21 protein-coding genes are annotated in these 24,520 nt (G+C 61.8%); 13 read left to right on the plus strand and 8 right to left on the minus strand.

Annotation, left to right across the window (positions count from 1 at the left end):
• Positions 1-51 precede the first annotated feature (51 nt).
• Both ACMU_RS15275 and ACMU_RS15280 read left to right on the plus strand, forming a co-directional pair.
• A complete protein-coding gene (locus ACMU_RS15275; RefSeq protein WP_035261187.1) occupies positions 52-1,200 on the plus strand; it encodes a pyridoxal phosphate-dependent aminotransferase in 1,149 nt (382 codons plus the stop codon).
• Positions 1,197-2,393, plus strand: a complete 1,197-nt coding sequence (locus ACMU_RS15280; protein WP_035261190.1) for an N-acetylmuramoyl-L-alanine amidase — start codon at positions 1,197-1,199, stop codon at positions 2,391-2,393. The genes ACMU_RS15275 and ACMU_RS15280 overlap by 4 nt, the downstream gene beginning before the upstream one ends.
• On the opposite strand, the gene ACMU_RS15285 is transcribed toward ACMU_RS15280, so the two are convergent.
• A complete protein-coding gene (locus ACMU_RS15285) occupies positions 2,383-2,979 on the minus strand; it encodes a class I SAM-dependent methyltransferase (protein ID WP_035261192.1) in 597 nt (198 codons plus the stop codon). The two genes, ACMU_RS15280 and ACMU_RS15285, sit on opposite strands and share 11 nt — an antisense overlap.
• Before the next feature lie 154 nt (positions 2,980-3,133).
• Here ACMU_RS15285 and ACMU_RS15290 point away from each other — a divergent pair, with 154 nt between their 5' ends.
• The 5 genes from ACMU_RS15290 (at position 3,134) to ACMU_RS15310 (ending at position 10,801) form a co-directional block, all read left to right on the plus strand.
• Positions 3,134-5,698, plus strand: a complete 2,565-nt coding sequence (locus tag ACMU_RS15290; RefSeq protein ID WP_035261194.1) for a penicillin-binding protein 1A — start codon at positions 3,134-3,136, stop codon at positions 5,696-5,698.
• Positions 5,699-5,789: 91 nt separating this feature from the next.
• Positions 5,790-6,917 (plus strand): peptide chain release factor 2, encoded by a 1,128-nt coding sequence (prfB, locus tag ACMU_RS15295; protein WP_035261196.1) that lies wholly within the window; start codon positions 5,790-5,792, stop codon positions 6,915-6,917.
• 78 nt (positions 6,918-6,995) lie between these two features.
• Entirely contained in the window at positions 6,996-8,393 is a 1,398-nt protein-coding gene (locus ACMU_RS15300) for a hypothetical protein (protein WP_035261199.1), read from the plus strand.
• Positions 8,393-9,967 (plus strand): hypothetical protein, encoded by a 1,575-nt coding sequence (locus ACMU_RS15305; RefSeq protein WP_035261202.1) that lies wholly within the window; start codon positions 8,393-8,395, stop codon positions 9,965-9,967. The genes ACMU_RS15300 and ACMU_RS15305 overlap by 1 nt, the downstream gene beginning before the upstream one ends.
• Before the next feature lie 72 nt (positions 9,968-10,039).
• The gene (locus ACMU_RS15310; RefSeq protein WP_035261204.1) at positions 10,040-10,801 is read left to right on the plus strand and encodes a DUF2189 domain-containing protein; all 762 of its coding nucleotides are present in this window, start codon (positions 10,040-10,042) and stop codon (positions 10,799-10,801) included.
• Between the two features lie 54 nt (positions 10,802-10,855).
• Here ACMU_RS15310 and ACMU_RS15315 read toward each other — a convergent pair whose 3' ends face one another.
• From ACMU_RS15315 to ACMU_RS15330, 4 genes are all read right to left on the minus strand, one after another.
• The gene (locus ACMU_RS15315; protein WP_035261207.1) at positions 10,856-11,395 is read right to left on the minus strand and encodes a bactofilin family protein; all 540 of its coding nucleotides are present in this window, start codon (positions 11,393-11,395) and stop codon (positions 10,856-10,858) included.
• Positions 11,385-12,710, minus strand: coding sequence for a M23 family metallopeptidase (locus ACMU_RS15320; protein ID WP_035261210.1), 1,326 nt, complete (start codon positions 12,708-12,710; stop codon positions 11,385-11,387). The genes ACMU_RS15315 and ACMU_RS15320 overlap by 11 nt, the downstream gene beginning before the upstream one ends.
• 141 nt (positions 12,711-12,851) lie before the next feature.
• Positions 12,852-13,664 (minus strand): ferritin-like domain-containing protein, encoded by an 813-nt coding sequence (locus ACMU_RS15325; RefSeq protein WP_201769899.1) that lies wholly within the window; start codon positions 13,662-13,664, stop codon positions 12,852-12,854.
• Positions 13,661-14,128, minus strand: a complete 468-nt coding sequence (locus ACMU_RS15330; protein WP_035261212.1) for a peroxiredoxin — start codon at positions 14,126-14,128, stop codon at positions 13,661-13,663. The genes ACMU_RS15325 and ACMU_RS15330 overlap by 4 nt, the downstream gene beginning before the upstream one ends.
• Positions 14,129-14,214: 86 nt before the next feature.
• Between ACMU_RS15330 and ACMU_RS15335 the strand changes: the two genes are divergently transcribed.
• The 5 genes from ACMU_RS15335 (at position 14,215) to lpdA (ending at position 21,944) form a co-directional block, all read left to right on the plus strand.
• Positions 14,215-17,472, plus strand: coding sequence for a YhdP family protein (locus tag ACMU_RS15335; RefSeq protein WP_051588382.1), 3,258 nt, complete (start codon positions 14,215-14,217; stop codon positions 17,470-17,472).
• A complete protein-coding gene (queA, locus tag ACMU_RS15340; protein WP_035261215.1) occupies positions 17,469-18,524 on the plus strand; it encodes a tRNA preQ1(34) S-adenosylmethionine ribosyltransferase-isomerase QueA in 1,056 nt (351 codons plus the stop codon). Before ACMU_RS15335 ends, queA begins: the two co-directional genes overlap by 4 nt.
• Positions 18,525-18,535: 11 nt before the next feature.
• On the plus strand, positions 18,536-19,795 hold the full coding sequence (locus ACMU_RS15345; RefSeq protein WP_035261218.1) for an MFS transporter: 1,260 nt from the start codon (positions 18,536-18,538) through the stop codon (positions 19,793-19,795).
• Positions 19,796-19,887: 92 nt separating this feature from the next.
• Positions 19,888-20,481 (plus strand): DUF924 family protein, encoded by a 594-nt coding sequence (locus tag ACMU_RS15350; RefSeq protein WP_035261221.1) that lies wholly within the window; start codon positions 19,888-19,890, stop codon positions 20,479-20,481.
• Positions 20,482-20,549: 68 nt separating this feature from the next.
• Positions 20,550-21,944: a dihydrolipoyl dehydrogenase gene (gene lpdA, locus ACMU_RS15355; protein WP_035261223.1), complete on the plus strand. Its 1,395-nt coding sequence runs from the start codon at positions 20,550-20,552 to the stop codon at positions 21,942-21,944.
• 91 nt (positions 21,945-22,035) lie between these two features.
• Here lpdA and ACMU_RS15360 read toward each other — a convergent pair whose 3' ends face one another.
• Genes ACMU_RS15360 through ACMU_RS15370 form a run of 3 tightly spaced genes read right to left on the minus strand, consistent with a single transcriptional unit; the run spans position 22,036 to position 23,160 of the window.
• Positions 22,036-22,407, minus strand: a complete 372-nt coding sequence (locus ACMU_RS15360; RefSeq protein ID WP_035261226.1) for a DUF1761 family protein — start codon at positions 22,405-22,407, stop codon at positions 22,036-22,038.
• Positions 22,404-22,829 (minus strand): SRPBCC family protein, encoded by a 426-nt coding sequence (locus tag ACMU_RS15365; protein ID WP_035261229.1) that lies wholly within the window; start codon positions 22,827-22,829, stop codon positions 22,404-22,406. The genes ACMU_RS15360 and ACMU_RS15365 overlap by 4 nt, the downstream gene beginning before the upstream one ends.
• A complete protein-coding gene (locus tag ACMU_RS15370) occupies positions 22,822-23,160 on the minus strand; it encodes an ArsR/SmtB family transcription factor (protein ID WP_035261232.1) in 339 nt (112 codons plus the stop codon). Before ACMU_RS15370 ends, ACMU_RS15365 begins: the two co-directional genes overlap by 8 nt.
• Before the next feature lie 94 nt (positions 23,161-23,254).
• Here ACMU_RS15370 and ACMU_RS15375 point away from each other — a divergent pair, with 94 nt between their 5' ends.
• Positions 23,255-24,433 (plus strand): MFS transporter, encoded by a 1,179-nt coding sequence (locus tag ACMU_RS15375; protein ID WP_035261518.1) that lies wholly within the window; start codon positions 23,255-23,257, stop codon positions 24,431-24,433.
• The last annotated feature ends 87 nt before the right edge of the window (positions 24,434-24,520 follow it).

Raw genomic sequence — 24,520 nt, forward strand, 5'->3', positions numbered from 1 at the left:
CTCCACCCGGGCTGGAACAAAAGCCCACAACAGCAGTCTAGGAGCGCGAGCGTGCGAAGTTCAACCCGCAGTGATATTGATCCCTTCATCGTGATGGATGTCATGGAGGCCGCACGCAAGGCCGAGGCCGTCGGCCGTCACATCATCCACATGGAAGTTGGTCAGCCCGGCACACCCGCGCCGCAAACCGCACGCAATGCGGTGTCGGGCGCGCTGGACAGCTCGGCCATGGGGTATACCGTGGCGCTGGGTCTGATGGAGCTGCGGGAACGCATCGCAAGTCTTTATAAAGACTGGTATAATGTTGACCTTGACCCGGCCCGCGTTGTGGTCACATCCGGGTCGTCGGGCGGGTTTCTTCTGGCCTTCTCAGCGCTTTTTGATAGCGGCGACAAAGTGGGGATCGGGGCGCCCGGCTATCCGTCATACCGCCAAATCCTGACGGCGCTGGGCCTGGCCCCCGTGGTGATTGAAACGGCGGCGGAAAACCGCTTGCAACCCGTACCGGGGGATTTGCACACTGATCTGGCCGGTTTGCTGGTGGCCTCGCCGGCCAATCCAACCGGTACGATGCTGAACGCGGACAAGCTGGGTGCGTTGATAGCGGCCTGTGCGGAACAGGACACGGCCTTTATCTCAGATGAGATTTATCACGGCATCGAATACGAAGGTCGTGCGGTCAGCGCGCTGGAGCTGTCAGACGATGTCTATGTGATCAACTCGTTCTCCAAGTATTTCTCGATGACCGGCTGGCGCGTCGGCTGGATGGTGGTGCCCGAGGACCATATCCGGCGAGTAGAGCGTCTGGCGCAGAACATGTTTATCTGCCCGCCCCATGTCAGTCAGCTGGCCGCTTTGGGGGCGCTGGATGCCAAGGACGAACTGCAGGGCAATCTGGACGTATATCGGGCCAATCGCGCGCTGATGCTGCGGGAACTGCCGCAGGCCGGATTCACGCGGATCGCACCACCGGATGGCGCGTTTTATGTCTATGCTGACGTGTCCGACCTGACCGATGACAGCCGCGCCTTTGCGGCTGAAATCCTTGAACATGCGGGCGTGGCGGTGACGCCGGGACTGGATTTTGATCCGGCGCGTGGGCATCAGACGTTGCGTTTTTCCTATGCCGCTGCGACGGCGGATATTGCCGAGGGCCTGGAACGTCTGAAGACCTTCATGCAGGCACGAGGTGCCGTATGATCCGCGTGTTGGCCCTTGTTTTCCTGACTTTGTGGCCTCTCGCGACCGCAGCGCAGGAGCTGACGGCACTGGCCCGACCGCTTGACGGGGCAGCGCTGCGGAACGCGGGTGGCGGCGTTGCGTTGAACGTGCCGCTGAGCCAGGCCGTGCCGTTTCGTATTCGCCACCTGAACGATCCGCCGCGCCTTGTGATCGATTTTCGCGAGGTTGATTGGGCCGGGCTGGATCTGAACGCGTTCAACCAATCGGACCGCATCGCTGATTTACGGGCAGGGCAGTTGAGCCCCGGATGGTCACGTATGGTGCTTGACCTGCGCCTGCCAATGATCGTGGAAAGTGCCGCGATGACAACTGGTGACGTCGCGGGGTTCGCCCTTTTGCTGCGGTCCGCAACGGATGCGGAATTTGCCGAACAGGTGCGTGCCGTCACCCTGCCACAGGCCGAGACCGCCCAGGTGGAACTGCCAAAACTGGACCGCCAGGATGGCAGCCGCCCGGTGCGTGTTGTGTTGGACCCCGGCCATGGCGGGATTGATCCCGGTGCCCAGCGGGATGGCGTGGTCGAGGCGCACCTGATGCTGACCTTCGCCCGCGAATTGCGCGATCTTTTGCGCCGTGACGGGTTCGAGGTGACCCTGACCCGCGAGGCGGACGTGTTTGTCCCGCTTGAGGCGCGCATGACCCGCGCGCGCGCAGCGCAGGCCGATGTGTTCTTGTCATTGCACGCAGATGCGTTGCCGGAAGGTTACGCCACGGGGGCAACGATTTACACGCTGTCAGATGCGGCCTCGGGCGCAGCAGCGCAGCTTTTGGCCGAGCGCCACGACCGCGCCGACCTTCTGTCAGGTGTGGACCTGACCCGGCAGGATGACGTGATCGCAGGTGTATTGATGGATCTTGCGCGGCAAGACACCGCGCCGCGATCCGATGCGCTGGCCAGGGCCCTGGTTGCGGGACTGCGCGCCAATATCGACCGGTTGCACAAGAACCCGCATCAGTCCGCGGCGTTTTCAGTGCTGAAAGCACCCGACATTCCATCGGCCCTGATCGAGCTGGGCTTTTTGTCGTCAAAAAACGACCTGGAGAACCTGACCGATGCCGAATGGCGGCTGAAGGCCGCAGCAGGAATTCGCGATGCGTTGCAGGTCTGGGCGCGCGACGACGCGGCCAACGCGCAACTGCTTAGGCAGTGAAACGTGCCAGCCACACGGAATGCTGATTACAATCAGGGTCTTGCGGGGTGAACTTCAGAACGGTGAATCCCGCATCCTTTAGCAGACCCCGATAGTCATCCGGCGACAGCGAGCTGTGGTAAACCGCTGTGCCCTGCACACTGCCCATGGCCTCTCCGGCTTGGTGGCCCGTGGTGAACAACAACACCGCGCCCGGCGCGGCATGGGCGGCAAAGACGGGGAACATCGCCCGCTGATCGTCGGGCGCAAGGTGGAAAAAAGAATTCCACGCCACGACCACATCAAACTGACGGTTCAGCGCCAGATCACGCATATCGGCATGGATCGCCTCGGCCCCGGGCAACGTCTGTTGGAACAGCGCCACCATGGCGGCTGCACCGTCCACACCCGTCACCTCGGCCCGACGGTCCGACAGGTACCGCGCGATGGGATTGCCCGAACCGCAGCCCAGATCCAGCACCCGCCGACCAGGCGCATGCGCCAAAGCGCGATCCAGCCAGCCGCGTTCAAACAGCACTTTGGACCGGCTGCGTGCATAGCCAGCGGCGTGAAGTTCATAAGTTGTCAGTATGTCGTCAGGGCCCATGGCGCAGAGTTGGGGCAGGCCGGAACCACAAACAAGACGTTGCGGTAAATTCTTTGTATTTGCGCGCAAATTGGCCGACGCAGGCCGGACAGGTTTTGACCCGCCCCCCGCACGCGCGTATATCCTTGGGTCAGTGAAAAGAGGGGCAAGTGCCGTGATCCGTTTTGTGGCAAATTTTCTGGGTGCGATTTTCAGCTTCGCTACTGTGGGCACCGCGATGGGCGCGATCCTGATTGGTGGCGTCTTCTGGGCCTATGCGCGCGGGTTGCCGAACCACCAGGAATTGACGAACTATACGCCTAAGACCATCAGCCGGATTTACTCGGGCGAAGGGCAGCTGATCGACGAATTCGCCACCGAACGCCGCCTGTTCGCCCCCATCGAAGAAATCCCCGATCTGGTCAAAAACGCCTTCATTTCGGCCGAGGACAAGAATTTCTACACCCATCAGGGTTATGACCCGCGTGGTATTGCGGCGGCAATGTTCGAGGCCCTGCGCAGCCGCGGCGAAAGCCTGCGCGGCGCATCCACCATTCCGCAGCAGGTGGCCAAGATTTCGTTCCTCAGCTCGGAACGTCGGATCGAACGCAAGGTCAAAGAGATCATCCTGGCCAGCCGCATGGTGAACACGCTGGGGCGTGACAAGGTGCTGGAGATCTATCTGAACGATATTGACCTTGGCGTGCGCAGCTTTGGCGTGCGGGCGGCCGCGCAAAGCTATTTCAACAAGAACCTCGCCGATCTGGAACCGCACGAAGCCGCGTTTCTGGCCGTGCATCCAAAGGCGCCGTACAGCTATCGCCCACATAACGTCAACGAATACGACCGCGCGATGGACCGACGGAATTTCGTTCTGAAAGAGATGAACGAAAACGGCTATCTCAGCGATGCAGAATACGAAACGGCCCGCGCCACACCAATTGAAACGGTGCAGATGGGCAAGATGGCGTCGTTCAAGGAAAGCCTGCCGCCGCGCGACTATTTCACCGACGAGATCAGGCGACAGCTAAGCGCAAACTTTGGCCAGGACGAGTTTTTCGGTGGCGGTCTGACGATCCGTGCAACCGCGGACCCGGAATTGCAATCCGAGGCCGCGCTGGCCCTGCGCGACGGGCTGGAAAAATACGACCGCGCGCAGGGTGTCTGGCGCGGCACAGGCCTGAAAGTAGCCGAAACCGAATTGGGCACCGAAGAGGCCTGGCGCAAAGCGCTGGCTGCGGTCGAAACGCCACGCGACATTTGGGGCTGGTACCCGGCGGTTGTGCTGGAAGTGGGCAAAACCCACGCCCGTATCGGGATCGAGGACGTGGCCAATGACAGCGACGGTCATTGGATCCCGCCCGAGGATGTGAAATGGGCGCGCAAGCTGTTGGAAGATGGCGAACTGGGCCGCAAGGCCAGCCGGGCCAGCGACCTTTTGGAACTGGGCGACGTGGTGTACGTGCGTCAGATGACCAAGGACAGCGATGGCAGCTTCATCCGCTGGACCCTGCGCCAGATCCCCGAGGTGCAGGGCGGGTTCATGGCGATGGACGTGAACACCGGCCGGGTTTTGGCGATGCAGGGCGGGTTCTCGTACCAGCATTCGGTGTTCAACCGCGCCACGCAGGCCACGCGACAGCCGGGCTCCAGCTTCAAGCCGCTGGTCTATGCCACCGCGCTGGACAGCGGCTTTACGCCCGCCACGATCATCATTGACGCCCCCATTGAAATTGACACGGGTGCCGACATCTGGCGACCCAAGAATGCGTCGAACAAGTTCTACGGCCCCACGCCCCTGCGCACCGGGATCGAACGCTCGCGGAACCTGATGACCGTGCGGCTGGCGCAAGAGATCGGCATGCAGACGGTGGCAGGGTACGCCGAGCGGTTCGGCGTTTATGACCGGTTGGAACCGTTCCTTGCAAACTCGTTGGGGGCGCAGGAAACGACGCTGTTCAAGATGGTGTCGGCCTATGCGATGTTCGCCAATGGCGGCGAGCGGGTGGAACCCACGCTGGTGGACCGTGTGCAGGACCGGCAGGGCCGCACCATCTATCGCCACGACCCGCGCGATTGCCCCGATTGCAAGCTGGCCTCGATCGACCCGCTATTTGCCCCGCAGATCGTGTCGAACCGCGAACGCGTGATCAACGCGATTACCGCCTATCAGCTGACATCGATGATGCAGGGCGTGGTGCAGCGCGGCACGGCGGCGGGAAAGGTGAATCTGGGCGTGCCCACGGCGGGCAAAACCGGCACCACCAACGACGCGCGCGATGTGTGGTTCATCGGCTTTACCTCGAACATCGTGGCTGGGTGCTATATCGGCTACGATCAGCCCAAACCGCTGGGCCGTGGCGCCTCGGGCGGGGGAATGTGCGGGCCGGTCTTCAACCAGTTCATGACCAAGGCGACCGAGAAATACGGCGGCGGCTCGTTCAAGGTGCCCGAAGGGGGGCACTTCATCAAGATCGACCGGTTTTCGGGCGCGCGCCTTGCCGATGATGCCACGGGCGATTTCGTGGTGTCCGAATATTTCCGCGATGGTGAAGAGCCGATCTTTGGCCTTGGCGCGCTGATCGATGGCGGTTTTGCCATGGGGGCGAACCTGCCGCTGTTCTCGCCCGAGGAACTTGGACTGGACGAACAGGCCACGGTCAAAACATCTACCGGGAAAACGATCACAATTGGGCCCAAGGCCAATTTCGGGTCACTGGGGACCGGCGGGCTGTACTAGCAGGCTGAAATTGCTTGGGGCGGAGGCATTGCCCGCCGCCCCAATAGCCGCTATCACCGCAGTCCGAACCCAAGCTTGATGAGACCTGACCATGCGCGCCGAAACGCAGAATTTTGTTGAGGAAATCCGCAAATCCATCGCTCTGCTCGCGCAGCGGCTGGATTACGAGACCGCGCCGCACCGGTTGGAAGAGTTCAACGCCCGTGTCGAAGACCCGAACCTGTGGGATGATCCCGCCGCCGCGCAAAAGCTGATGCGCGAACGGCAGATGCTGGTGGATGCGCTGGGCACCCATGACGGTTTGAAGCAGGAGCTTGAGGACAACATCGAGCTGATCGAACTGGGCGAGATGGAAGACGATGCCGAGGTTGTCGCCGAGGCAGAGGCCGCCATTGCCGCGCTGGTCGAAAAGGCCGCCGAGAAAGAGCTGGAGGCGTTGCTGGATGGCGAGGCCGACAGCAATGACACGTTTCTTGAGATCAACTCGGGCGCCGGTGGCACCGAAAGCTGCGACTGGGCGTCGATGCTGGCGCGGATGTATATCCGTTGGGCCGAGAAAAAGGGTTACAAGGTCGAGCTTCAGTCCGAAACCGCCGGCGAAGAGGCGGGCATCAAATCCGCCGCTTACAAGATTTCGGGGCATAACGCCTATGGTTGGCTGAAATCGGAAAGCGGCGTGCACCGGCTGGTGCGCATCTCGCCCTATGATTCGGCGGCCAAGCGGCACACCTCGTTCAGTTCGGTCTGGGTTTATCCCGTTGTCGACGACAATATCGAGATCGAGGTAAACCCCGCCGATATCCGCATTGATACCTATCGGTCCTCAGGCGCGGGCGGTCAGCACGTGAACACCACCGACTCGGCTGTGCGGATCACCCACAACCCGACAGGCATCGTGGTGACGAGCTCCGAGAAATCGCAGCACCAGAACCGCGACATTGCCATGAAGGCGCTGAAATCGCGCCTTTACCAGTTGGAGCTGGACCGCCGCAACGCCGATATCAACGCCGCGCACGAGGCCAAGGGCGATGCCGGCTGGGGCAACCAGATCCGGTCTTACGTTCTTCAGCCCTATCAGATGGTCAAAGACCTGCGCACCAACCACGAAACGTCCGACACCAAGGGCGTTCTGGATGGCGATCTTGACCCGTTCATGGCGGCCACGCTGGCCATGGACGTGGCTGGTAAATCGCGGGCCGAGGCGCAGGCCGACGACTGATCCCGCGGGTCAGGTTCTCGGGACTATTCTTAAATTCGGTTACACGGCATCATCTCCCACATTTAAGGGAGAAATTTGATGCTACGCAATTTTGCGATTCTGGCCGCGTTGGCGGCTTCACCGGTAGTTGCTCAGGATATCTACGTCGCCCCGCGGGGGTCGGCGGCTTATGACGCGGCCAAGGCAATGGACGGCGTGAAGGTTGAACGCACGATCCACAAAGCGCTGGGCGGTGCTGCGACGCTGTTGCAAAGCTGCGGCGACTGCACCGTCACCATCCACATTGCAGGTGGAGATTATGACGGCAAGGCGGGTACGGGCCAATGGTTCCTGCCCGAGGTCAAGGCCCCCGGCGCGCGGCTGCGCATATTGGGGGGCTACAACGATGACTTCACCGCACGCACCCCGTTTGCAACCCCGACACGGATGATCACACCGCCCGAACGCTCGGCCACCGTCTTGCGGTTCGAGGGGAAGAAGCACGCCTTGGCCGAACTCGTCGTGTCGGGGCTGGCTTTCGATGTGTCGCCATCGAACAATTACGAACGCGAGACTAACTCGCTGATGTTTGGTGGCAGTTCCACCTGGGGTGTGCTGCAATTCGGGTATCTCGAGACCGACCTTCTGGTAATTGCCGACAACACCTTTCTAAATGCACCCGCCGGTGTGGGTGGCCCGGCCATTCGCGCGGCATCACCCGGCGCGGTGGTGCAGGTGTCGAACAACATCTTCATGAACAACGTTTTCACCTGGCAGGTCGAAGCCGGCGGCGGCAAGCACCTGCCCACCCACAAGATCGCGGGGAACTCTTTTGTTCTGAACTGGCCCCGCAACCCCGATCAGACCACGTCCAATCCCGGAACCTTGCAGATCGGGTCGAACTATTCCGGCGCCGGGGTCGAGATCACGGGCAATCTCTTTGCCTATAACGTCGGCGGCGCGATCTTCCCGCAATGGGACGAGGATCGTGGCCCGCCCATGACCATCACGGATAACCTGTTCTTCGGCAATGGCGCGCTGTTCGGGGCCGAGGATCCGGGGCAGGGTGCACTGGTCGGCAAGTTCAACGGTTCGGCCACGCATTCGATTTTTGATCATTGGGATCTGGAAGATGAGTTCGACTGGGACAGCGCCGACAATACCGATATTGATCCCGAGGTTGCGGTGCCTGTGCTGGAAATCGGTGCCCTGAAGATGACGCTGGATCGCGGCACACAGGAAAGCGAACCCAAGGCCGAGCCTGCCACGACCACCGATGACGATCTGGGCCTCGATCTGGACATGTTGGACACGGGCTTGGGCGAACTCAGCCTGGATATTGATTTCGACATGGACGACATGGCCGATGGCGACGGCATTCGTAATTTTGCCCCTGTCATCCCCTTCGACATTCGCGCGCTGCCTTTCCCGCGTAACCCGGCCGCCGAGGGCTATGGCGCCTCGCCCGATCGGATCTATGTTGCGGGGCAGGGCTGATGCGGTATCTGGTTGTTGCTTTGGCATTGCTGGCCACGCCGGGTCTTGCAGATGACAAGGATGTCGAAAATGCCATCGACGACGTTGGCGATTGCCTGCAGCAGGTCACGCGCGGTTTGCCCCGCGTGGCCGGTGGCGACGATGACGACGCCGAGGCGCTGCTGCGTCATGTCAAATGTGCGGAATCCGAACTGACTCAATTGTCCAAAGACGCGTCTCGCGACGAACGCTACATGGCCAACGAAGACCGGATCGAAGAATTCGTGAAGGTGCATCTGCGCAATATGGGCGCGTTGGAGAACGCCATCGAAACGCTTGCCCGGATGGAAGCGGCGCAGCAACAACTGGACGATCTGCCCGCCAAATGCACCAAGCTGGATGCACAGATGCAGGCCAAGATCGAAGACATTGCCGAAGAGGTCGAGGAGGGCGATGAAAGCGCCATTCGCAAGCTGTCGGGCATTGTCGCCGATCAGGTTGAAGATACGCTGGACGACGCCGAAAAGGCCGAGCGTGATCTCAAACGCCTGCTGGGCACCATCACCTCGGTCGCCTTCAAATCCTCGCGCGAGTACCCGCAGCGCTGGAACGCCGAGATCGACCGGGCGCTGGAACGCTCGGCCCGCGAGATCCTGGATTACTTCGAACGCGCACGAGACGCGGCCGAGGACGAGTGCGAACACCTGATGCGGCCCGAAAAGATCGACTATGTCGTTGCGGCACTGGAACGCACCGGGGCAACGCTGGACGCGGCCGATGCGTTTATCAAGACCGGCGAAGACTGGTTCGAGGGCACGCGCGAGATCTGGCGGCGCAATTGCCTGGCGATGGAGAACATCCGGTTCGCCTATTGCAGCGTCGATTGGAACGACACCGACAAAAGCGGCGGTTCGCGTGCAGCGGCGGCATCGATCATTGTCGCGGAACAGCGTGATATGATGAAGATGATCACCGTCATGGTCGAGGAATACAAAGAGATCTATCCGCGTGGACAATCCGTGGCTGAAGCAACCGGCGACCGACAGGTGGAACAACTGGTGCGCAACATGAATGCCCGTTACCGCGGGATCGAAAAGTTCCTTTCGGACAAGGACGCCGCCATGCTGGGCACGCGTTCGCCGTGGATCCAGGTCTGGCAGCGTTACGGCGTGGAGCAGCACAAGTCCCTTGGTGGCTCGTCCAATTGCGACGTGACCGAACGCGCCATCCCCACCGACAGCAGCAGCCGGCCCGACTGCTTTCGCGTGCCAAGCTGTACCGTGGTGGAGTTCAAGCCCAACAACGATGCCGAGATCCGCAAGGGCGAGGGGCAGCTGAAACGCTATAAGGCGTCGCTGGATAGCTATTACACCGATCTGCTACAGGACCTGTTAAAGCCCGATGATGTCAGTTTCGAGGATGTGCGCGAAGGCCGTGTCAAACCTTCGTCCAGCACCTATGGCGGCGCGGATGTATTCGTGGATATGGCCGATGGTTGCTTTGACGGCGAAGACAAGGTTGCGGTGAACACGATCAAACCCGTCACCTATGACCGCTGCGAAAAGGCGCAACCGATCTGTCCCAAGCCCGACTAAGGGCTTGCCGGGGCGCGCATTTCGCGAAACACTGAACCCGGAAACGCGCGGCTTCCAAGGGAGGAGACGCGCATGAGCGACGCAACACCGGCCCGCCCGGTGGTCCGGGCCATCGGTCCGGGCGATTTGAACGAGGCCCTTTCAAAAGGCTGGTCCGACTTTCGCCGGGCCCCGTTATGGGGCCTGTTCTTTGGTGGCTTTTACGTGGTGGCCGGGCTGATCATGGCCGTCGTTGTCTGGCTGACGGGGCAGGTTTACTGGCTGGCCATTCTGGTCTTTGGTTTTCCGCTGATCGGCTCGTTTGCCGCCGTGGGGCTTTACGAGGTCAGCCACCGGCTCAGCTTGGGCCAGCCGTTGGACCGTGGCATCCTGTCTGTGATCTGGGCGCAGAAAGACCGGCAATTGCCGTGGCTTTGCGCGATCATCATCTTCATTTTCCTCTTCTGGTCCTTCATCGGCCACATGATCTTTGCGTTGTTTCTGGGCCTGACGACGATGGTCAACATCTCAACCAGCTACGAGGTTTTCCTGACAACAAACGGTCTTGCCATGTTGGGATTTGGCTCGCTGGTGGGCGCGGCGCTGGCCGGTGTGATCTTTGCCATCACCGTTGTCGGGCTGCCGCTTTTGGTGGACCGCGAGATTGATTTTGTCACCGCTATGCTGCTGAGCATCGAGGCCGCGCGACGCAGCCCGTTCACCATGGCGCGCTGGGCGGTGACCATCGTGATCATGGTCATGATTGCCATGGTCCCCGCCTTCTTGGGGCTGCTGGTTGTACTGCCTATCCTTGGGCACGCCACATGGCACCTGTACAAACGCACCCTGCAATAAAAAACGCGGCCTCAAGGGGCCGCGTTCCAACGGTCTGGGTGAAGGCGTCGCGCCTTATTCGGCAGCTTCACCGGCTTGTGCAGCTTGGCGCGCCTGGCGCTTAGCGGCGCGGGCACCACCTTCGCCCGACAACGGATCGTCCTGACGCTGCACCGAGCCTTCGAAATGTGCACCGCTTTCGATCGCGATGGTCTTGTGGATGATGTCGCCTTCGACCTTGGCGGTCGAGGTCAGGCGCACCTTCAGGCCGCGCACGCGGCCCACAACGCGGCCATTCACGACAACGTCGTCGGCTACAACCTCGCCTTTGATGGTGGCGCCTTCGCCCACGGTCAGCAGATGCGCGCGGATGTCACCCTCGATGGTGCCCTCAACCTGAATGTCGCCCGTCGTGCGCAGGTTGCCGGTGATTGTCAGGTCGCTGGACAGGACCGACGCAGGCGGCTTGGGCTTGGGGGCGCTTGCCGGGCGTGCCTCGGTCGACGCGGCGGCCGCCGCGGGCGGTGTGGCCGGCTTGGCGGTTTCAGTGCTTGCCGGTGCCGAGCTTTCGCCAGGTTTTGCGCCGGGTTCGTTGATCCTGCTTTTAGAAAACATCTCTCGCTGCCTTAATGTAAGTCATCGGGTTGACGGGTTTGCCCCCCACGCGCACTTCATAGTGCAAATGTGTTCCAGTAGAACGTCCAGAGTTCCCCATATCACCGATCCGTTCACCGCGCGAGACCCTTTGCCCGACTTTCACGCGGATTTTCGCCAAATGGGCATAGCGAGTCTCGATTCCAAACTCGTGCTGGATGGTGATCAAACGCCCATAGCCCGATGCCCAATCCGCCTTCAGCACCACGCCGTCGGCGGTGGAGTAGACCGGCGAGCCATGCGCGCCGGCAAAGTCAGCGCCGTTGTGCATACGCCCCCAACGCGGGCCGAACCCGCTGGTAAATCGATAGGCCGACCGCAGCGGCATATCAAACGGGGTCTTCTCGGCGGCGATGCGGTACAGGTTCAAACGGTCCAGCTGTTCCACCAGCTCTTTGGCGCGCATGATATTGGGGTCCAATGCCTCGCCATCGCCCTTGGTCGAGATGACGATCGGCAGGGACGGGCCGCCCTGACCGGAATAGCCCTCGCGGACCTTGCCAATCAGTTGTTGTGAGTCGATGCCAACCTTGCGGAACATATCGTCCAGCGGCTGAACCGACACTGCCAATGCATCCTCAAGCTGGCTGAAAATGCGGTCGGTCCGGTCCTGATCCAACGCGCGCTGATAATCCATCTCTTTGACAAGGCCATAGGCCGCCGCGGCGTCGGCCGCGATCAGGTCGCGCTCGGCGGCGGTTTGGCCCAGCGTGTCGACCATCGCCTGCAGCAGAACCTCCATATCCTGCATCCGGGACAGATCGGTGACATCGCCATCAGCTTCGGCCTGCAATTGCCCGCGCAGGCCCTCGGTTTCGGTCCGGGCGGCGTCGCGTTCGGCCACGGTGCGCTGCAGCGTGCGCTGAATGACCGAGATACCGGTTTCCAGCTCTTTCACGCGGTCCTCGGCGTTCAGGAGCGCCGATTGCATCTTGGAAACTTCGTCCAGAGCCAGCGCATAGCGGTTTTGCGCGCTCGAGGCCTCTTCGGCCCGGTTGTCCCGCTCTTCGGCCATTTCCGACAAGCGCATCTCGTACAGCGCCTGCTCCCGCTCGGCCTGATCGCGCAGGTCGCCTGCGCCAACCGAATCCATCAGGATCATCGCGGCCGACAACAATGCCCACGCAACGACGATCACGCTGCCACTTACGGCCACGAATTGGGTTAGCGGGCTCAGCCGGATGAACCGTGTTTCCGTGTCGCTGCGAAGGAACAGACGTTGCTCGGGGATAAACCGCCCAAGCAGCATGTTCACGCGGTGCTCTATGCCCGCCATTTGACCGTTTTCCCCATCTTCTCCTCGCCTAACTGCGAAACCATCCCCAATGGTTTTCGTTTTCTTAAGACAACCATGCATTGGGGGGCAAGAATTTTGCGGGCTTCCAGGGCCCATGGCCAGGTGCGGGCGGGAATCTGCCTATTCTTCCGCCAATGGCCAGTAGAAATCGGGTGGCAAACCCGCCTCGGCCCGCTTTTCCTCGTTAAAGGGCGGCTTCAACGCCCCGTGGAAATATTTGCGAACAAGGCTGTGGAACACGTCCTTGGGGTCCAGCTCGTGGCGTCCGCACAAGAAATGAAACCATTTCGAGCCATAGGCGACATGGCCAACCTCTTCGGCATAGATCACGTTCAACGCTTCGACCGCCTGAACATCGTTCGCTTTGCTGAAAATCTCGATCATGCCCGGCGTGACGTCCAGCCCGCGCGCCTCCAGAACCATGGGCACAACGGCCAGGCGGCCCATCAGATCGTCCACCGTATCCTCGGCCGCGCGCCACATGCCGGCATGAGCCGGAAGATCGCCATAGAAGCTGTCGTTTGCTTCAAGGCAGTCGCACAAAAGATTGAAATGTTTGGATTCCTCGTCTGCGGCTTTGACCCAGTCATCGTAGAAACCGGCGGGCATCTTGGTGTCGGTGTACCGCGCGATAATGTCCCAATGCAGGTCCACCGCGTTCAGTTCGATATGCGCGATAGCGTGCAGCAGCGCGATACGGCCTGCTGGCGAACCCGGACGGCGGCGCGGCACGTCACGCGGGTTCAACAGCGCGGGCTTTTCGGGTCGCGCGGGGTGCAACGGCGGCTGCGCCTGCCCAATCGTGGGCAGCTCACCTTCGGCGCGTGCCGCAAACCAAGCCGCCGCGTATCCCCGCGACAGGGCGGTTTTTTCGCGCCCGTCGCCCGTTTCCAATACGTTGCAGGCCATTTCGGCCAGCGGCAGCAGGCTCATGCGGACAACTCGCGCAGGGCTTGCAACACTTCGTCGGCGTGACCGGGCACCTTCACCTTTGGCCAAACACGCGCGATGCGCCCGTCGCCATCGATCAGAACCGTGGTGCGCACGATGCCCATAAAGGTTTTGCCGTACATCTTCTTTTCCGCCCATACGCCATAGGACTCGCAGACCATGTCTTCGGCATCCGACAACAATGTGACCGTCAGATCGCGTTTCTCGCGGAATTTTTGGTGTTTGGCCTGCGTATCCTTGGATATGCCGTACACCATGGCACCGGCGTCGGCGAAGTCCCGGGCGAGGGCCGTGAAGTCTTGGGCCTCACGCGTGCAGCCGGATGTGTCGTCACGCGGATAAAAGAACAGAACAACCGGCGCTGGTTTGGCGGTGGACAGGCGGTGCAGGGCACCATCCTGATCGGGCAGTTCAAAGTCGGGGGCGATGTCACCTTGTGCGGTCATGTGGCGGGTCCTTGGAAACGCTGTTGCTTGGCTTTACCATCGCGGTTGCCCGATCGCAAAGGGCAAGGGAATCGAACAGGTTACGGATGATCCAATTCACCACCAACTTGGCACGCCATTGCCTTCGATGCGCCGTCTGGGGGCTGTCGGGGTTGGTGATGGCCGCCTTGGTGGTGTTGGCGGTGATCCTGATGCTGCCGGGGCGCACGGTCTCGGCCCCGGGATGGGTCACCACACATCTGGAACAGCAGCTTAATCAGGTCACCGGCCCGGTCCGCGTTGATCTTGGTGGGGCGGACCTGTTCTTTGAATCCATTTCCGCCCCCCGTCTGGCATTGAAAAACGTCTCGGTGATCGACGGCAATGCGCAGGTTTTGGCCGAGGTGCCATCGGTCGAGGTGGTGTTGGAAACGCAGGCGCTTTTGCGGCGCCAGATCGAGGTGCGGCGCCTGTCGCTGCAAGGGGCCGACGTGGTGCTTCGGCGAGCCCGAACCGGTGGGTTGCAGGTGGCGCTGGGTGAATCCGACCTGCCATCGCGCGGCATTGACGATCTATTGCTGCAGGTGGACCGCGTGCTGGAACAACCGGTCTTGCGCAGTTTGCAGTCGGTGACGGTCGAAGACCTGCGGCTCAGCTATACTGACACGCGCGCCGGTCGCCGCTGGGAAGTGCGCGATGGCCTGTTCGCCCTGACAACCGGGCGTCGCGAGCTGTCGGCGCAGCTGTTCTTTTCACTGACCAACGAGTTGGGCCTGCCATCCGAGGTGGCGATGAGCGTTGCAAAGGCCCGTGGCGACGCGTCGGCGCAGCTGTCGGTCAGTTTTTCTGATCTTCCCGCACGCGACATTGCCACGCAGTCGCCGGCGCTGGCGTTCCTTTCGGTGCTGGACGCGCCCATCTCGGGCGCTCTGCGTACGGGGCTGGCTACGGATGGCGCGGTGCTGCCCCTCAGTGCGTCACTGGATATCGGCTCTGGGTTTCTCAGCCCCGTTGCCGGCGCACAGCCGATCCGCTTTCGCAGCGGCAAAAGCAACTTTCGCTTTGACCCCGAGAAGTCTCAGCTGACTTTCTCTGCCTTGCAGGTGGACAGCGATATCTTGTCCCTGCGCGCAGATGGCCAGGCGTTCCTTGAGGATTTTGCAGAAGGGTGGCCCACGGCCCTTGTCGCGCAGACGCGGATCACGGGCCTGACGGTTGCCCCCGACGACATGTTCGAGGACGCGGTACAGTTTCCCAACGGTGTGATCGAGGCCAAGGTGACCCTGAACCCCTTCCATGTGCAGATCGGGCAGGTTCTTCTGACCGATCCGGAAGGCGCGCACAGCCGCATTTCGGGTCAGATTTCCGCGGATGCCGAAGGGTGGGCCGCGGGGCTGGACCTTGATGTTGATCACATTTCACAGGAACGTCTTCAGGCCCTCTGGCCGCCCAACGCGGTGCCGAAAACACGCCTGTGGGTGCGCGAGAACATCCTTGGCGGCACGTTTTTTGACCTGCGCGGGGCCATACGGTTGGAAGCCGGGCAAAAGCCCAAATTCTCGATCAGCCACGAATTCCGTGAGGCCAGCGTGAGGTATCTGCGAACATTGCCGCCCGTGCAGGACGGGTCGGGTTACCTCACGTTGACGAACAAGGACCTCAACGTCGTGGTCTATGACGGAGCGGTGACCTTGCCCAATGGGGACCGGGCCGATGTGTCGGGCTCGGTCTTTCATGTTCCCGATATTACCGTGAAGCCGGCCATGGGCGAGGTCCAGCTGAAGGTCAAGGCGCCGGTGCCGGGATTGATCCAGTTGCTGGACCTGCCACCAATCGAGGTGTTCAAAAAAGCGGGGCGCAGCACTGACATCGCCGATGGCATTGCCGAGGCGGACGTGGCGCTGAGGGTCAGTCTCGCCAAGGACGCCAAGGCCAAGGATGTCGAATACGCCGCCACGGCGGTTCTGCGGAATGTCCGGTCAGAAACCTTGGTGCCCAATCGTGTGCTCTCGGCGAACGAATTGCAGCTAAGCCTTGATGACCAAAAGCTGTTGATCAGCGGCAGCGCGCAATTGGACGGTATCCCGATCAACGGGGTCTGGAGTCAGGCCATAGGCCCGGACGCACCCAAAGGCAGCCGTGTCGACGGCCGCGTGGCCCTGTCCGAACGTGCCATCGACGTCTTCAATATCGGTTTGCCCGATGGCATGGTACGCGGCGAGGGATGGGGCGAGATCGCGCTGGACCTGCCACCCGGAGACGCACCCGCCCGCCTTCAGCTGACCTCGGACCTGAACCGCGTGGCGCTTTCCGTGCCATCGATCGGCTTCTTCAAACCGGCAAACTCCACCGGCCGGCTTTTGGTTCAGGCCACCTTGGGTCTCAAACCCGATGTTCCGGTTCTGGAAATCGAAGCCGGGGGATTGCAGGCCAAGGGATCCGTGACAGTGGCCGATGATGGCGGATTGCAGGTGGCGCGGTTTGACAATGTGCGGCTGGGGTCCTGGTTGAATGCCGGGGTCGTTCTGACCGGACGCGGCAAAGGCCGTCCGGCTGCCATCACCCTGCAGGGCGGGCGTCTGGACCTGCGCGGCAGTCCGATCCTCGAAGGATCGGGGCGGGGCGGCGCGCCGGTAACGCTGCGGCTGGACCGGCTTGCGGTGTCCGACGGGATCTTGCTGGCCGACGTGCGCGGAGACCTGACACCGGTCGGTGGATTGAATGGCAAGCTGACCGCGCAGGTGGCCGGTGGGGGTCCGATTGTGGCCACCCTGGCCCCCGCGACCCACGGCACCGCCATCCGTGTGCAATCCGACAATGCCGGGGCCGTTCTGCGTGGCGCGGGCATCTTCAAAAAGTCGCAAGGCGGTACGATGGATCTTGTCCTGACGCCACGCCCTGAGAAAGGCCAATTCGACGGCCGCCTACAGATACGCAACACCACCGTACAGGACGCCCCCGCGCTTGCCTCGCTGCTGAGTGCGATTTCGGTTGTCGGTATCCTGGAGCAGATGGCAGGGGGCGGCCTGATCTTTGGTGCGGTCAATGCCGAGTTTCGCTTGACGCCGAATGCGGTCCAGATAAAGACGGGCGCCGCCACGGGACCGTCCCTTGGTATCTCGCTGTCTGGCATCTATGACCTAAGAAAGAACACGGTGAACATGCGTGGTGTCGTCTCGCCTGTATATCTGCTGAACGCCATTGGCCGGGTGATCTCGCGCCCGGGCGAGGGGCTGTTTGGCTTTAACTATTCGCTCGTCGGTTCGGCGGAAAAGCCAACCGTGCGCGTGAACCCGCTGTCGATCCTGACGCCGGGTATGTTCCGCGAGATCTTTCGTGCGCCGCCGCCGGAGCTGGGCAATTGAAGCTGTCTGATTTCGATTTCGACCTGCCGGACAGCCTGATTGCCACCCGGCCTGTGCATCCGCGCCCTTCGGCCCGGCTTCTATTTGCCAAGGGGCAGGAGCCGCTGCAGGATTTGCAGGTCTATGATCTGCCCAACCTGCTGCAACCCGGCGACAGGATGATCCTGAACAACACCAAGGTGCTGCCCGCGCGCCTGTTTGGAACCCGCGCCCGTCAAACTGCGCAGGGCCTTGTGACCGCCAAGGTCGAGGTTACCCTGCTGGAACCGATGGACAATGCCGGCCTCTGGCGCGCGCTGGCCAAGCCGCTGCGCAAGATCAAACCGGGCGAGGTCGTCGAATTTGGCGCTGGGCTGAGGGCGCGTGTGGAAGCGGTCGCCGACGGCGAGGCGCATTTTCGGTTCGACCTGCAGGGCGACGCCTTCGAGGATGCGCTGGGACAGGCGGGCACCATGCCCCTGCCACCCTATATCGCCGCCAAACGCCCCGCCGACGCGCAGGATAACGAAGATTACCAAACCGTCTTTGCACGCGAACCCGGTGCCGTCGCGGCACCCACGGCGTCGCTGCATTTCGACGATGCCCTGCTGCAATCGCTGCGCGACAAGGGCGTGGATTTCACCGAGGTTACGCTGCATGTGGGCGCCGGCACCTTCCTTCCGGTCAAGGTAGACGACGTGACCACCCACCGCATGCATGCCGAACGGGGCGAAGTGACCGCTGCTGCGGCGGCCGAGATCAACCAGACCCGCGCAAGGGGCGGGCGTATCATCGCCGTGGGCACCACCGCGCTGCGGCTGATCGAAACCGCCGCCGCGCCCGATGGCACCATGCACCCCTGGCAGGGCGACACCGACATCTTCATTTATCCCGGCTATGACTTCCGTGTCACCGACGGTTTGATGACCAATTTCCACCTGCCGAAATCTACCTTGCTGATGCTGGTCTCGGCCCTTTTAGGGGCGGATCGCATCCGGCAGATCTATGACCACGCCGTGGCCCGCGAATACCGGTTCTTTTCATACGGCGACGCGTCGCTTTTGCTGCCCTAGCGGAGGGACCCATGATCAAAGTGTTGTCAGGTTCCTGGGCTCTGCTCTTGGGTATGTTCCTTCTGATGATCGGGAACGGTCTGCAAGGGTCGCTGGTGGGGGTGCGCGGCGGGATCGAAGGGTTCTCCACCGCCGAGTTGTCGGTCGTGATGTCGGGCTATTTCGCGGGGTTCCTTGGCGGGTCGCGTGCCACCCCGCACCTGATCCGGCGCGTAGGGCACGTGCGGGTCTTCGCCGCGCTGGGCTCGTTGATCTCGGCAGTGCTGATCCTTTATCCGACGTTGACGAACCCGGTTGCGTGGACGCTTCTGCGCGTGGTGATGGGGTTCTGTTTCTCGGGCGTCTACGTGGTGGCCGAAAGCTGGATGAATGACAGCGCCACGAACGAAACCCGCGGGCAGTCGTTGTCGCTTTACATGACGGTGCAGATGGCCGGCATCGTCGCAGCACAGGGGATTCTAACGCTGGGGGATCCGTCCGGCTTTGTGCTGTTCATCGTGCCGTCGGTCCTGGTTTCGATCGCTTTTGCGCCAATCCTGTTGACCGTTTCACCAACGCCCGCCTTTGAAACGTCCCAACCAATGGGCATCCGCCGCCTGTTCGCGTTATCCCCGCTCAGCTGCGTGGGGTGCTTTTTGCTGGGCGGGGTGTACTCGGCCACATTTGGTATGGCGGCGGTATATGGCTCGCGGGCGGGGCTCAGCATCGTGCAAATCTCGGCGTTTCTGGCGGCGATCTACCTGGGAGGGCTGATCCTGCAATTTCCCATCGGCTGGTTGTCGGACCGGCTGGACCGACGGATGCTGATTCTCAATGTCGCGTTGTTGGGTGGTGCCGCGGCCATCGTGGCAGCCCTGGCAGGCGGTGTGTTCTGGATGCTGCTGCTGGCATCTTTCGTGATCGGGGGCACCACGAACCCGCTTTACGCGCTGATGATCGCCCATACGAACGACTTTCTGGATACCGAGGACATGGCCGCGGCCTCGGGCGGCATGATCTTCCTGAACGGTGTGGGCGCGGTCGCGGGGCCGCTGGTCACCGCGCCGTTCATGGTCTGGGTGGGGCCGCCGGGCTTTTTCATCTTCATTCTCGTGTTGCTCAGCGCCATTGGGGCATATGCCGCTTATCGCACCACGCGCCGCGCCGCGCCCGACGTGGCCGATACCGGTCAGTTTGCGCCTGTTCTGCAATCATCCACCGCCGTGGCTGTTGAAACTGCGCGCGAAGTCTATCTGGAAGGTGTGGACGAGGTTGAGCCGGATACAACCTGAGGCTGCTTTATGATTAAAATTGTTGCAGCAAGAAATGATTTCTGATTGCGTGGTCTCAGGACCGAGCAGTTGGCACAGATAAGGAGGGCGCAATGACAAGCCCCAGCGATGTGATCGAGTTCTGGATAACGGAAGTGGGCGAGGCCCGCTGGTACGTCAATGACCCTGCGCTGGATGCGCAGATCCGCGACCAATTTCTCCCACTTTGGCAGCAGGCCGCAGATGGTGGCTTGCATGAATGGCTGACACAGCCGCAAGGTGCCTTGGCTTACCTGATCCTGACCGACCAGATGCCGCGCAACATGTTTCGTGGCGAAGGCCGGGCGTTTTCCACCGACGCACAGGCGCGTGCCGCGGCAAAGCACGCCATCGATCAGGGCTTTGACCTGAAAATTGACGGGCCGAAGCGGCAGTTCTTTTACATGCCCCTGATGCATTCGGAATGCCTGTCGGATCAGGATCGCTGCGTACGCCTTATGCACACGCGCATGGATGGCGGTGGCGGGCAGAACCTACGCCACGCACGCGCCCATCGCGAGGTGATCCGCGCCTTTGGGCGTTTCCCGGCCCGCAACGTGGCGCTGGACCGCGCCTCCACCGCGCGCGAGGCTGAGTATGTCAGCAATAACGGCTATGGTGCGATGCTCGACAAAGTCGATGCGATGCCCTGCAAAATGGCCAGCTGACCAAGGTGCATTGAAGCCCTCCACCAGATAGTTTAACATCAAACTATCTGGCAGCGCAGGGGGAACAGATGGCGTCGAAAAGTTTTGATCTTGTGGTGATCGGCGCCGGGCCGGGCGGTTATGTGGCCGCGATCCGTGCCGCGCAGAACGGTCTGAACGTGGCCGTGGTCGAGCGGGAGCATCTGGGCGGGATCTGCCTGAACTGGGGCTGTATTCCTACCAAGGCGCTGCTGCGGTCCTCGGAAGTGTTCCACCTGATGCACCGGGCCAAGGAATTTGGCCTGAGTGCCGACAAGATCGACTATGACATTGATGCAGTTGTGGCGCGCTCGCGCGGGGTGGCCAAACAGCTGTCGGGCGGTGTGGGGCATTTGCTGAAAAAGCACAAGGTGACCGTTGTGATGGGCGCTGCCACCATCCCCGCAAAGGGCAAGGTTGCGGTGAAAACCGACAAGGGCACCGAAGAGCTGACCGCCAAGAACATCATCCTGGCCACCGGCGCGCGGGCGCGCGAATTGCCGGGGCTGGAGGCCGATGGCGATCTGGTCTGGACCTATAAACACGCGCTGCAGCCGCCGCGGATGCCGAAAAAACTGCTGGTGATTGGCTCGGGCGCAATTGGCATTGAATTTGCCAGCTTTTACAACACGTTGGGCGCTGACACGACGGTGGTTGAGGTGATGGATCGCGTGCTGCCAGTGGAAGATGCCGAGGTGTCGGCCTTTGCCAAGAAAGCCTTCACCAAGCAGGGTATGAAGATCATGGAGAAATCCATGGTCAAACAGCTGGACCGGGCCAAGGGCAAGGTCACCGCGCATATCGAGGCGGGCGGCAAGGTGCAAAAGCTGGAGTTTGACACGGTGATCTCGGCCGTGGGCATCGTTGGTAATGTCGAAGGGCTGGGGCTGGACGCGTTGGGCGTCAAGATCGACCGCACCCATGTGGTTACGGATGCATTCTGCCGCACCGGTGTCGACGGGCTTTACGCCATTGGCGACATTGCTGGCGCGCCATGGTTGGCGCACAAGGCCAGCCACGAGGGGGTAATGGTCGCCGATCTGATCGCCGGCAAGCACGCGCATCCGGTGAAACCCGAAAGCATTGCGGGCTGCACCTATTGCCATCCGCAGGTGGCCAGCGTGGGTTATACCGAGGCGAAGGCCAAAGAGCTGGGCCATGACGTGAAGGTGGGCAAGTTCCCCTTCATCGGCAATGGCAAGGCGATCGCGCTAGGTGAGCCCGAGGGGTTCATCAAGACGGTGTTCGACGCCAGAACGGGTGAGTTGCTGGGCGCGCATATGATCGGCGCGGAGGTGACCGAGCTGATCCAGGGTTACGTGGTGGGCCGCCAGTTGGAGACCACCGAAGAGGACCTTATGCACACGGTTTTCCCGCACCCGACCTTGTCAGAAATGATGCACGAGGCTGTGTTGGACGCCTATGGCGCTGCCATTCATTTCTGAAGGCTGTTAAAAGGCGCGGCCTTGCGGCCGCAAGACATGTCCCCGGCCCGGATGGGCCGGGCGTGCGGGCGCCCGGCCGGTGGGTTTTCTGTTACAGGATGGCGTGCGCCAGGATCATGACGACGCCACAGCCCAGCGCATAACCGGCATCAACCGTGACGGCGAAGCGGCTCTTTTGCGCCCAGACACCAACCGAGACGGTTTGCGCGATGACCGCAAGAATTGCCACCAGCGCGGTATTCAGCGCTTGCGTGGTTTCGGTCATCGCGATGACCAGCGCCAGCAGCGCCAGCGCGGTGATTTGCGCGGCCATGGGGGCAAGCGGGGGCGAGGCGGGCGGCTCGGGGTTGATGCGCGTGCCCTCGGCCCAGCGGCGTTGCAGGCCCAGGAACGGCCCGTAGACGATATATCCCAGGATGAACGCGCCCACCACGCCGGCGCCAAATGCGGCCCAGTTGATCATGCCAGCGCGCCTTCCAGCGCTTCTAGGATCAGCGTCCAGCCGCCCTGGTGGTTGTTGCGGCTTTCCTCATCCGGGAAGCGCACATGGGTCAGCCGCAGCATCGTGCCGTCACCGTCCGGCGTCAGGTTCAGCGTGACGGTGCTGTCATCCTGGCTGAAGGGCGAGTTCCAGGTGAATTGCAGCCGGCTGGCGCGATCAATTTCCAGGTATTCGCCTTCATGCGGCAGGTCGTTGGCATCGGGCGTGCGCATGATGATGCGGAACCGGCCGCCCACCTTGGCCTCGGACTGTGCCTCGGGCACCGACATGCCGGGGCCGGGCACCATGAATTTGGCCAGCATGGCCGGGTCCAGCCAGGCGTCGAACACGCGTTCGGGCGGGTAGGGAAGGGACCGGGTCACCTCCAGCGAAAGTTCAGTCATCGTTGTCCTCCTTCAAGGCAGCTTCGAGGGCATCCAGCCGCAGCGCCCAGATCGAGCGCAGGTCGGCAAACCAGGTGTCGATGGTTTTCAGAGGGGTCATCTGCACCTCGATCAGGTGCTCGCGCCATTCGGTGCGGCGACTGGCAAGACCCGCGTTTTCCAGCACCTTGATGTGCTTGGAGACGGAATTCAGGCTCATCTCGAAATGCCGGGCGATGTCGGTCACACGCATCGGGCCTTGCTGAGCGAGCAGCGTCAGGATGGCCCGCCGCGTGGGGTCGGCGGCGGCTTTCAGGATGGCGCTGAGGGTTTGATCCTCTCGTTCAACCATATGGATGAATAACACCGCGAATATTATCAGTCAACCCAAAAGGTGAATGACAGGCCGCTTGCACCAAAACCCGATTGCGCCGAAGGTGGCCGCCATGGGGCAGACGGCTCAACCACGCGCGTTTTTCAGCGTCTTTGTCATCTGGCTGGGCGGGCTGGGTGCGGCGGCGCAATGGGCGAAGGTCAGCGTGATATTCGACCAATTATCCGGGGTCTATCCTGGGGCCGGATTGATGCTGGGCTGGGCGCTGACGCTGATTGGCGTCACGGGGATCTTGCTGGGCGTGGTGGCGGGTCTGCTGGCCACGCGGCTGGGGCTGCGGCGCGTGTTTCTGGGCGGCATGGTTTTGGGCGCGCTTGTGTCAGCTGCGCAGGCTATGGGGTTGAGTTTTAATCTTTTTCTTGCCTCGCGTGTTGTGGAGGGCTTTGCCCATCTGGCCATTGTCGTGGCCGCGCCGACCCTGATCGCGCAGGCAACGCCGGCCCGCTACCGGCCCTTTGCGCTGACGTTGTGGGGCACGTTTTTTGGTGTGGCCTTTGCCGTTGTCGCATGGGTTGGGCAACCCTTGGCAGTGGTGCAGGGCCCCGAGGCGCTCTATGCTGCTCACGCGGTGTGGATGGCGGTGATGGCGGGGCTGGCATGGGGCGTTTTGCCGGCATCCGCACCTACGTCCGGGCCCGGCCTGTCCGCGCGGAGCATCCTTCGACAGCATGTGGCGATCTATCGCTCGCCCTTCGTGTCGGCCCCGGCCGTGGCCTGGTTGTTCTATACGTTCTGTTTTGTCAGCATGATCACCTTGTTGCCGCCCTTTTTGCCTGAAGGCAGCCGGGCCCTTGTTGTGGGCATGATCCCGCTGGCGACGCTGGTAACCTCCATGACCATCGGCAACTTTTTGCTGCGGTCGATCAGCGCCATATCGGTGATCCAGCTGAGTTTTTTTGGCACGATGTTATCGCTGCTTGGGCTGTTGATCTGGCCGGGCGCCCCCGTGGTGGCTATTATCTGGGCCGGATGCCTTGGCCTGGCGCAGGGGGCGGGTTTTGCCGCGGTGCCGGAGCTGAACGCCGATGTCGCCAGCCAGTCGCAGGCCAATGGCGCGATGGCGCAGACCGGTAATCTGGGCAACACGATCGGCACGCCTTTGCTTTTGCTGGCTCTTTCGGGGGCGGGCTATGCCGGGATGATGGTGGCGTCGATTCTCGTGCTGGCGATTGGGCTGTTTCTGCAATGGCTGCTGGTGCGGGCACGGCGGGCGCAGATGGTGCATTCCTGACAACCTCCTGTCAGGGGCGCGTCAGTTGTTCATGGAATGTTCTGACTTTTTGATTGGAGACTCGGCCGCCATCCACTATCTATTAGG

This window comes from Actibacterium mucosum KCTC 23349 (genome assembly GCF_000647975.1).
GTDB lineage: Bacteria > Pseudomonadota > Alphaproteobacteria > Rhodobacterales > Rhodobacteraceae > Actibacterium > Actibacterium mucosum.

What these genes read in the sequence shown, in the direction of transcription:
- ACMU_RS15320 (WP_035261210.1), bottom strand. Translation starts at nt 12,710, where the DNA reads ATGGCGGGCATAGAGCACCGCGTGAACATGCTGCTTGGGCGGTTTATC.
- ACMU_RS15325 (WP_201769899.1), bottom strand. Translation starts at nt 13,664, where the DNA reads ATGAGCCTGCTGCCGCTGGCCGAAATGGCCTGCAACGTATTGGAAACG.
- prfB (WP_035261196.1), top strand. Translation starts at nt 5,790, where the DNA reads ATGCGCGCCGAAACGCAGAATTTTGTTGAGGAAATCCGCAAATCCATC.
- ACMU_RS15285 (WP_035261192.1), bottom strand. Translation starts at nt 2,979, where the DNA reads ATGGGCCCTGACGACATACTGACAACTTATGAACTTCACGCCGCTGGC.
- ACMU_RS15345 (WP_035261218.1), top strand. Translation starts at nt 18,536, where the DNA reads ATGATCAAAGTGTTGTCAGGTTCCTGGGCTCTGCTCTTGGGTATGTTC.
- lpdA (WP_035261223.1), top strand. Translation starts at nt 20,550, where the DNA reads ATGGCGTCGAAAAGTTTTGATCTTGTGGTGATCGGCGCCGGGCCGGGC.
- ACMU_RS15330 (WP_035261212.1), bottom strand. Translation starts at nt 14,128, where the DNA reads ATGACCGCACAAGGTGACATCGCCCCCGACTTTGAACTGCCCGATCAG.
- ACMU_RS15375 (WP_035261518.1), top strand. Translation starts at nt 23,255, where the DNA reads ATGGGGCAGACGGCTCAACCACGCGCGTTTTTCAGCGTCTTTGTCATC.
- ACMU_RS15350 (WP_035261221.1), top strand. Translation starts at nt 19,888, where the DNA reads ATGACAAGCCCCAGCGATGTGATCGAGTTCTGGATAACGGAAGTGGGC.
- ACMU_RS15280 (WP_035261190.1), top strand. Translation starts at nt 1,197, where the DNA reads ATGATCCGCGTGTTGGCCCTTGTTTTCCTGACTTTGTGGCCTCTCGCG.
- ACMU_RS15365 (WP_035261229.1), bottom strand. Translation starts at nt 22,829, where the DNA reads ATGACTGAACTTTCGCTGGAGGTGACCCGGTCCCTTCCCTACCCGCCC.
- ACMU_RS15335 (WP_051588382.1), top strand. Translation starts at nt 14,215, where the DNA reads ATGATCCAATTCACCACCAACTTGGCACGCCATTGCCTTCGATGCGCC.
- ACMU_RS15305 (WP_035261202.1), top strand. Translation starts at nt 8,393, where the DNA reads ATGCGGTATCTGGTTGTTGCTTTGGCATTGCTGGCCACGCCGGGTCTT.
- ACMU_RS15310 (WP_035261204.1), top strand. Translation starts at nt 10,040, where the DNA reads ATGAGCGACGCAACACCGGCCCGCCCGGTGGTCCGGGCCATCGGTCCG.
- ACMU_RS15315 (WP_035261207.1), bottom strand. Translation starts at nt 11,395, where the DNA reads ATGTTTTCTAAAAGCAGGATCAACGAACCCGGCGCAAAACCTGGCGAA.
- ACMU_RS15370 (WP_035261232.1), bottom strand. Translation starts at nt 23,160, where the DNA reads ATGGTTGAACGAGAGGATCAAACCCTCAGCGCCATCCTGAAAGCCGCC.
- ACMU_RS15360 (WP_035261226.1), bottom strand. Translation starts at nt 22,407, where the DNA reads ATGATCAACTGGGCCGCATTTGGCGCCGGCGTGGTGGGCGCGTTCATC.
- ACMU_RS15300 (WP_035261199.1), top strand. Translation starts at nt 6,996, where the DNA reads ATGCTACGCAATTTTGCGATTCTGGCCGCGTTGGCGGCTTCACCGGTA.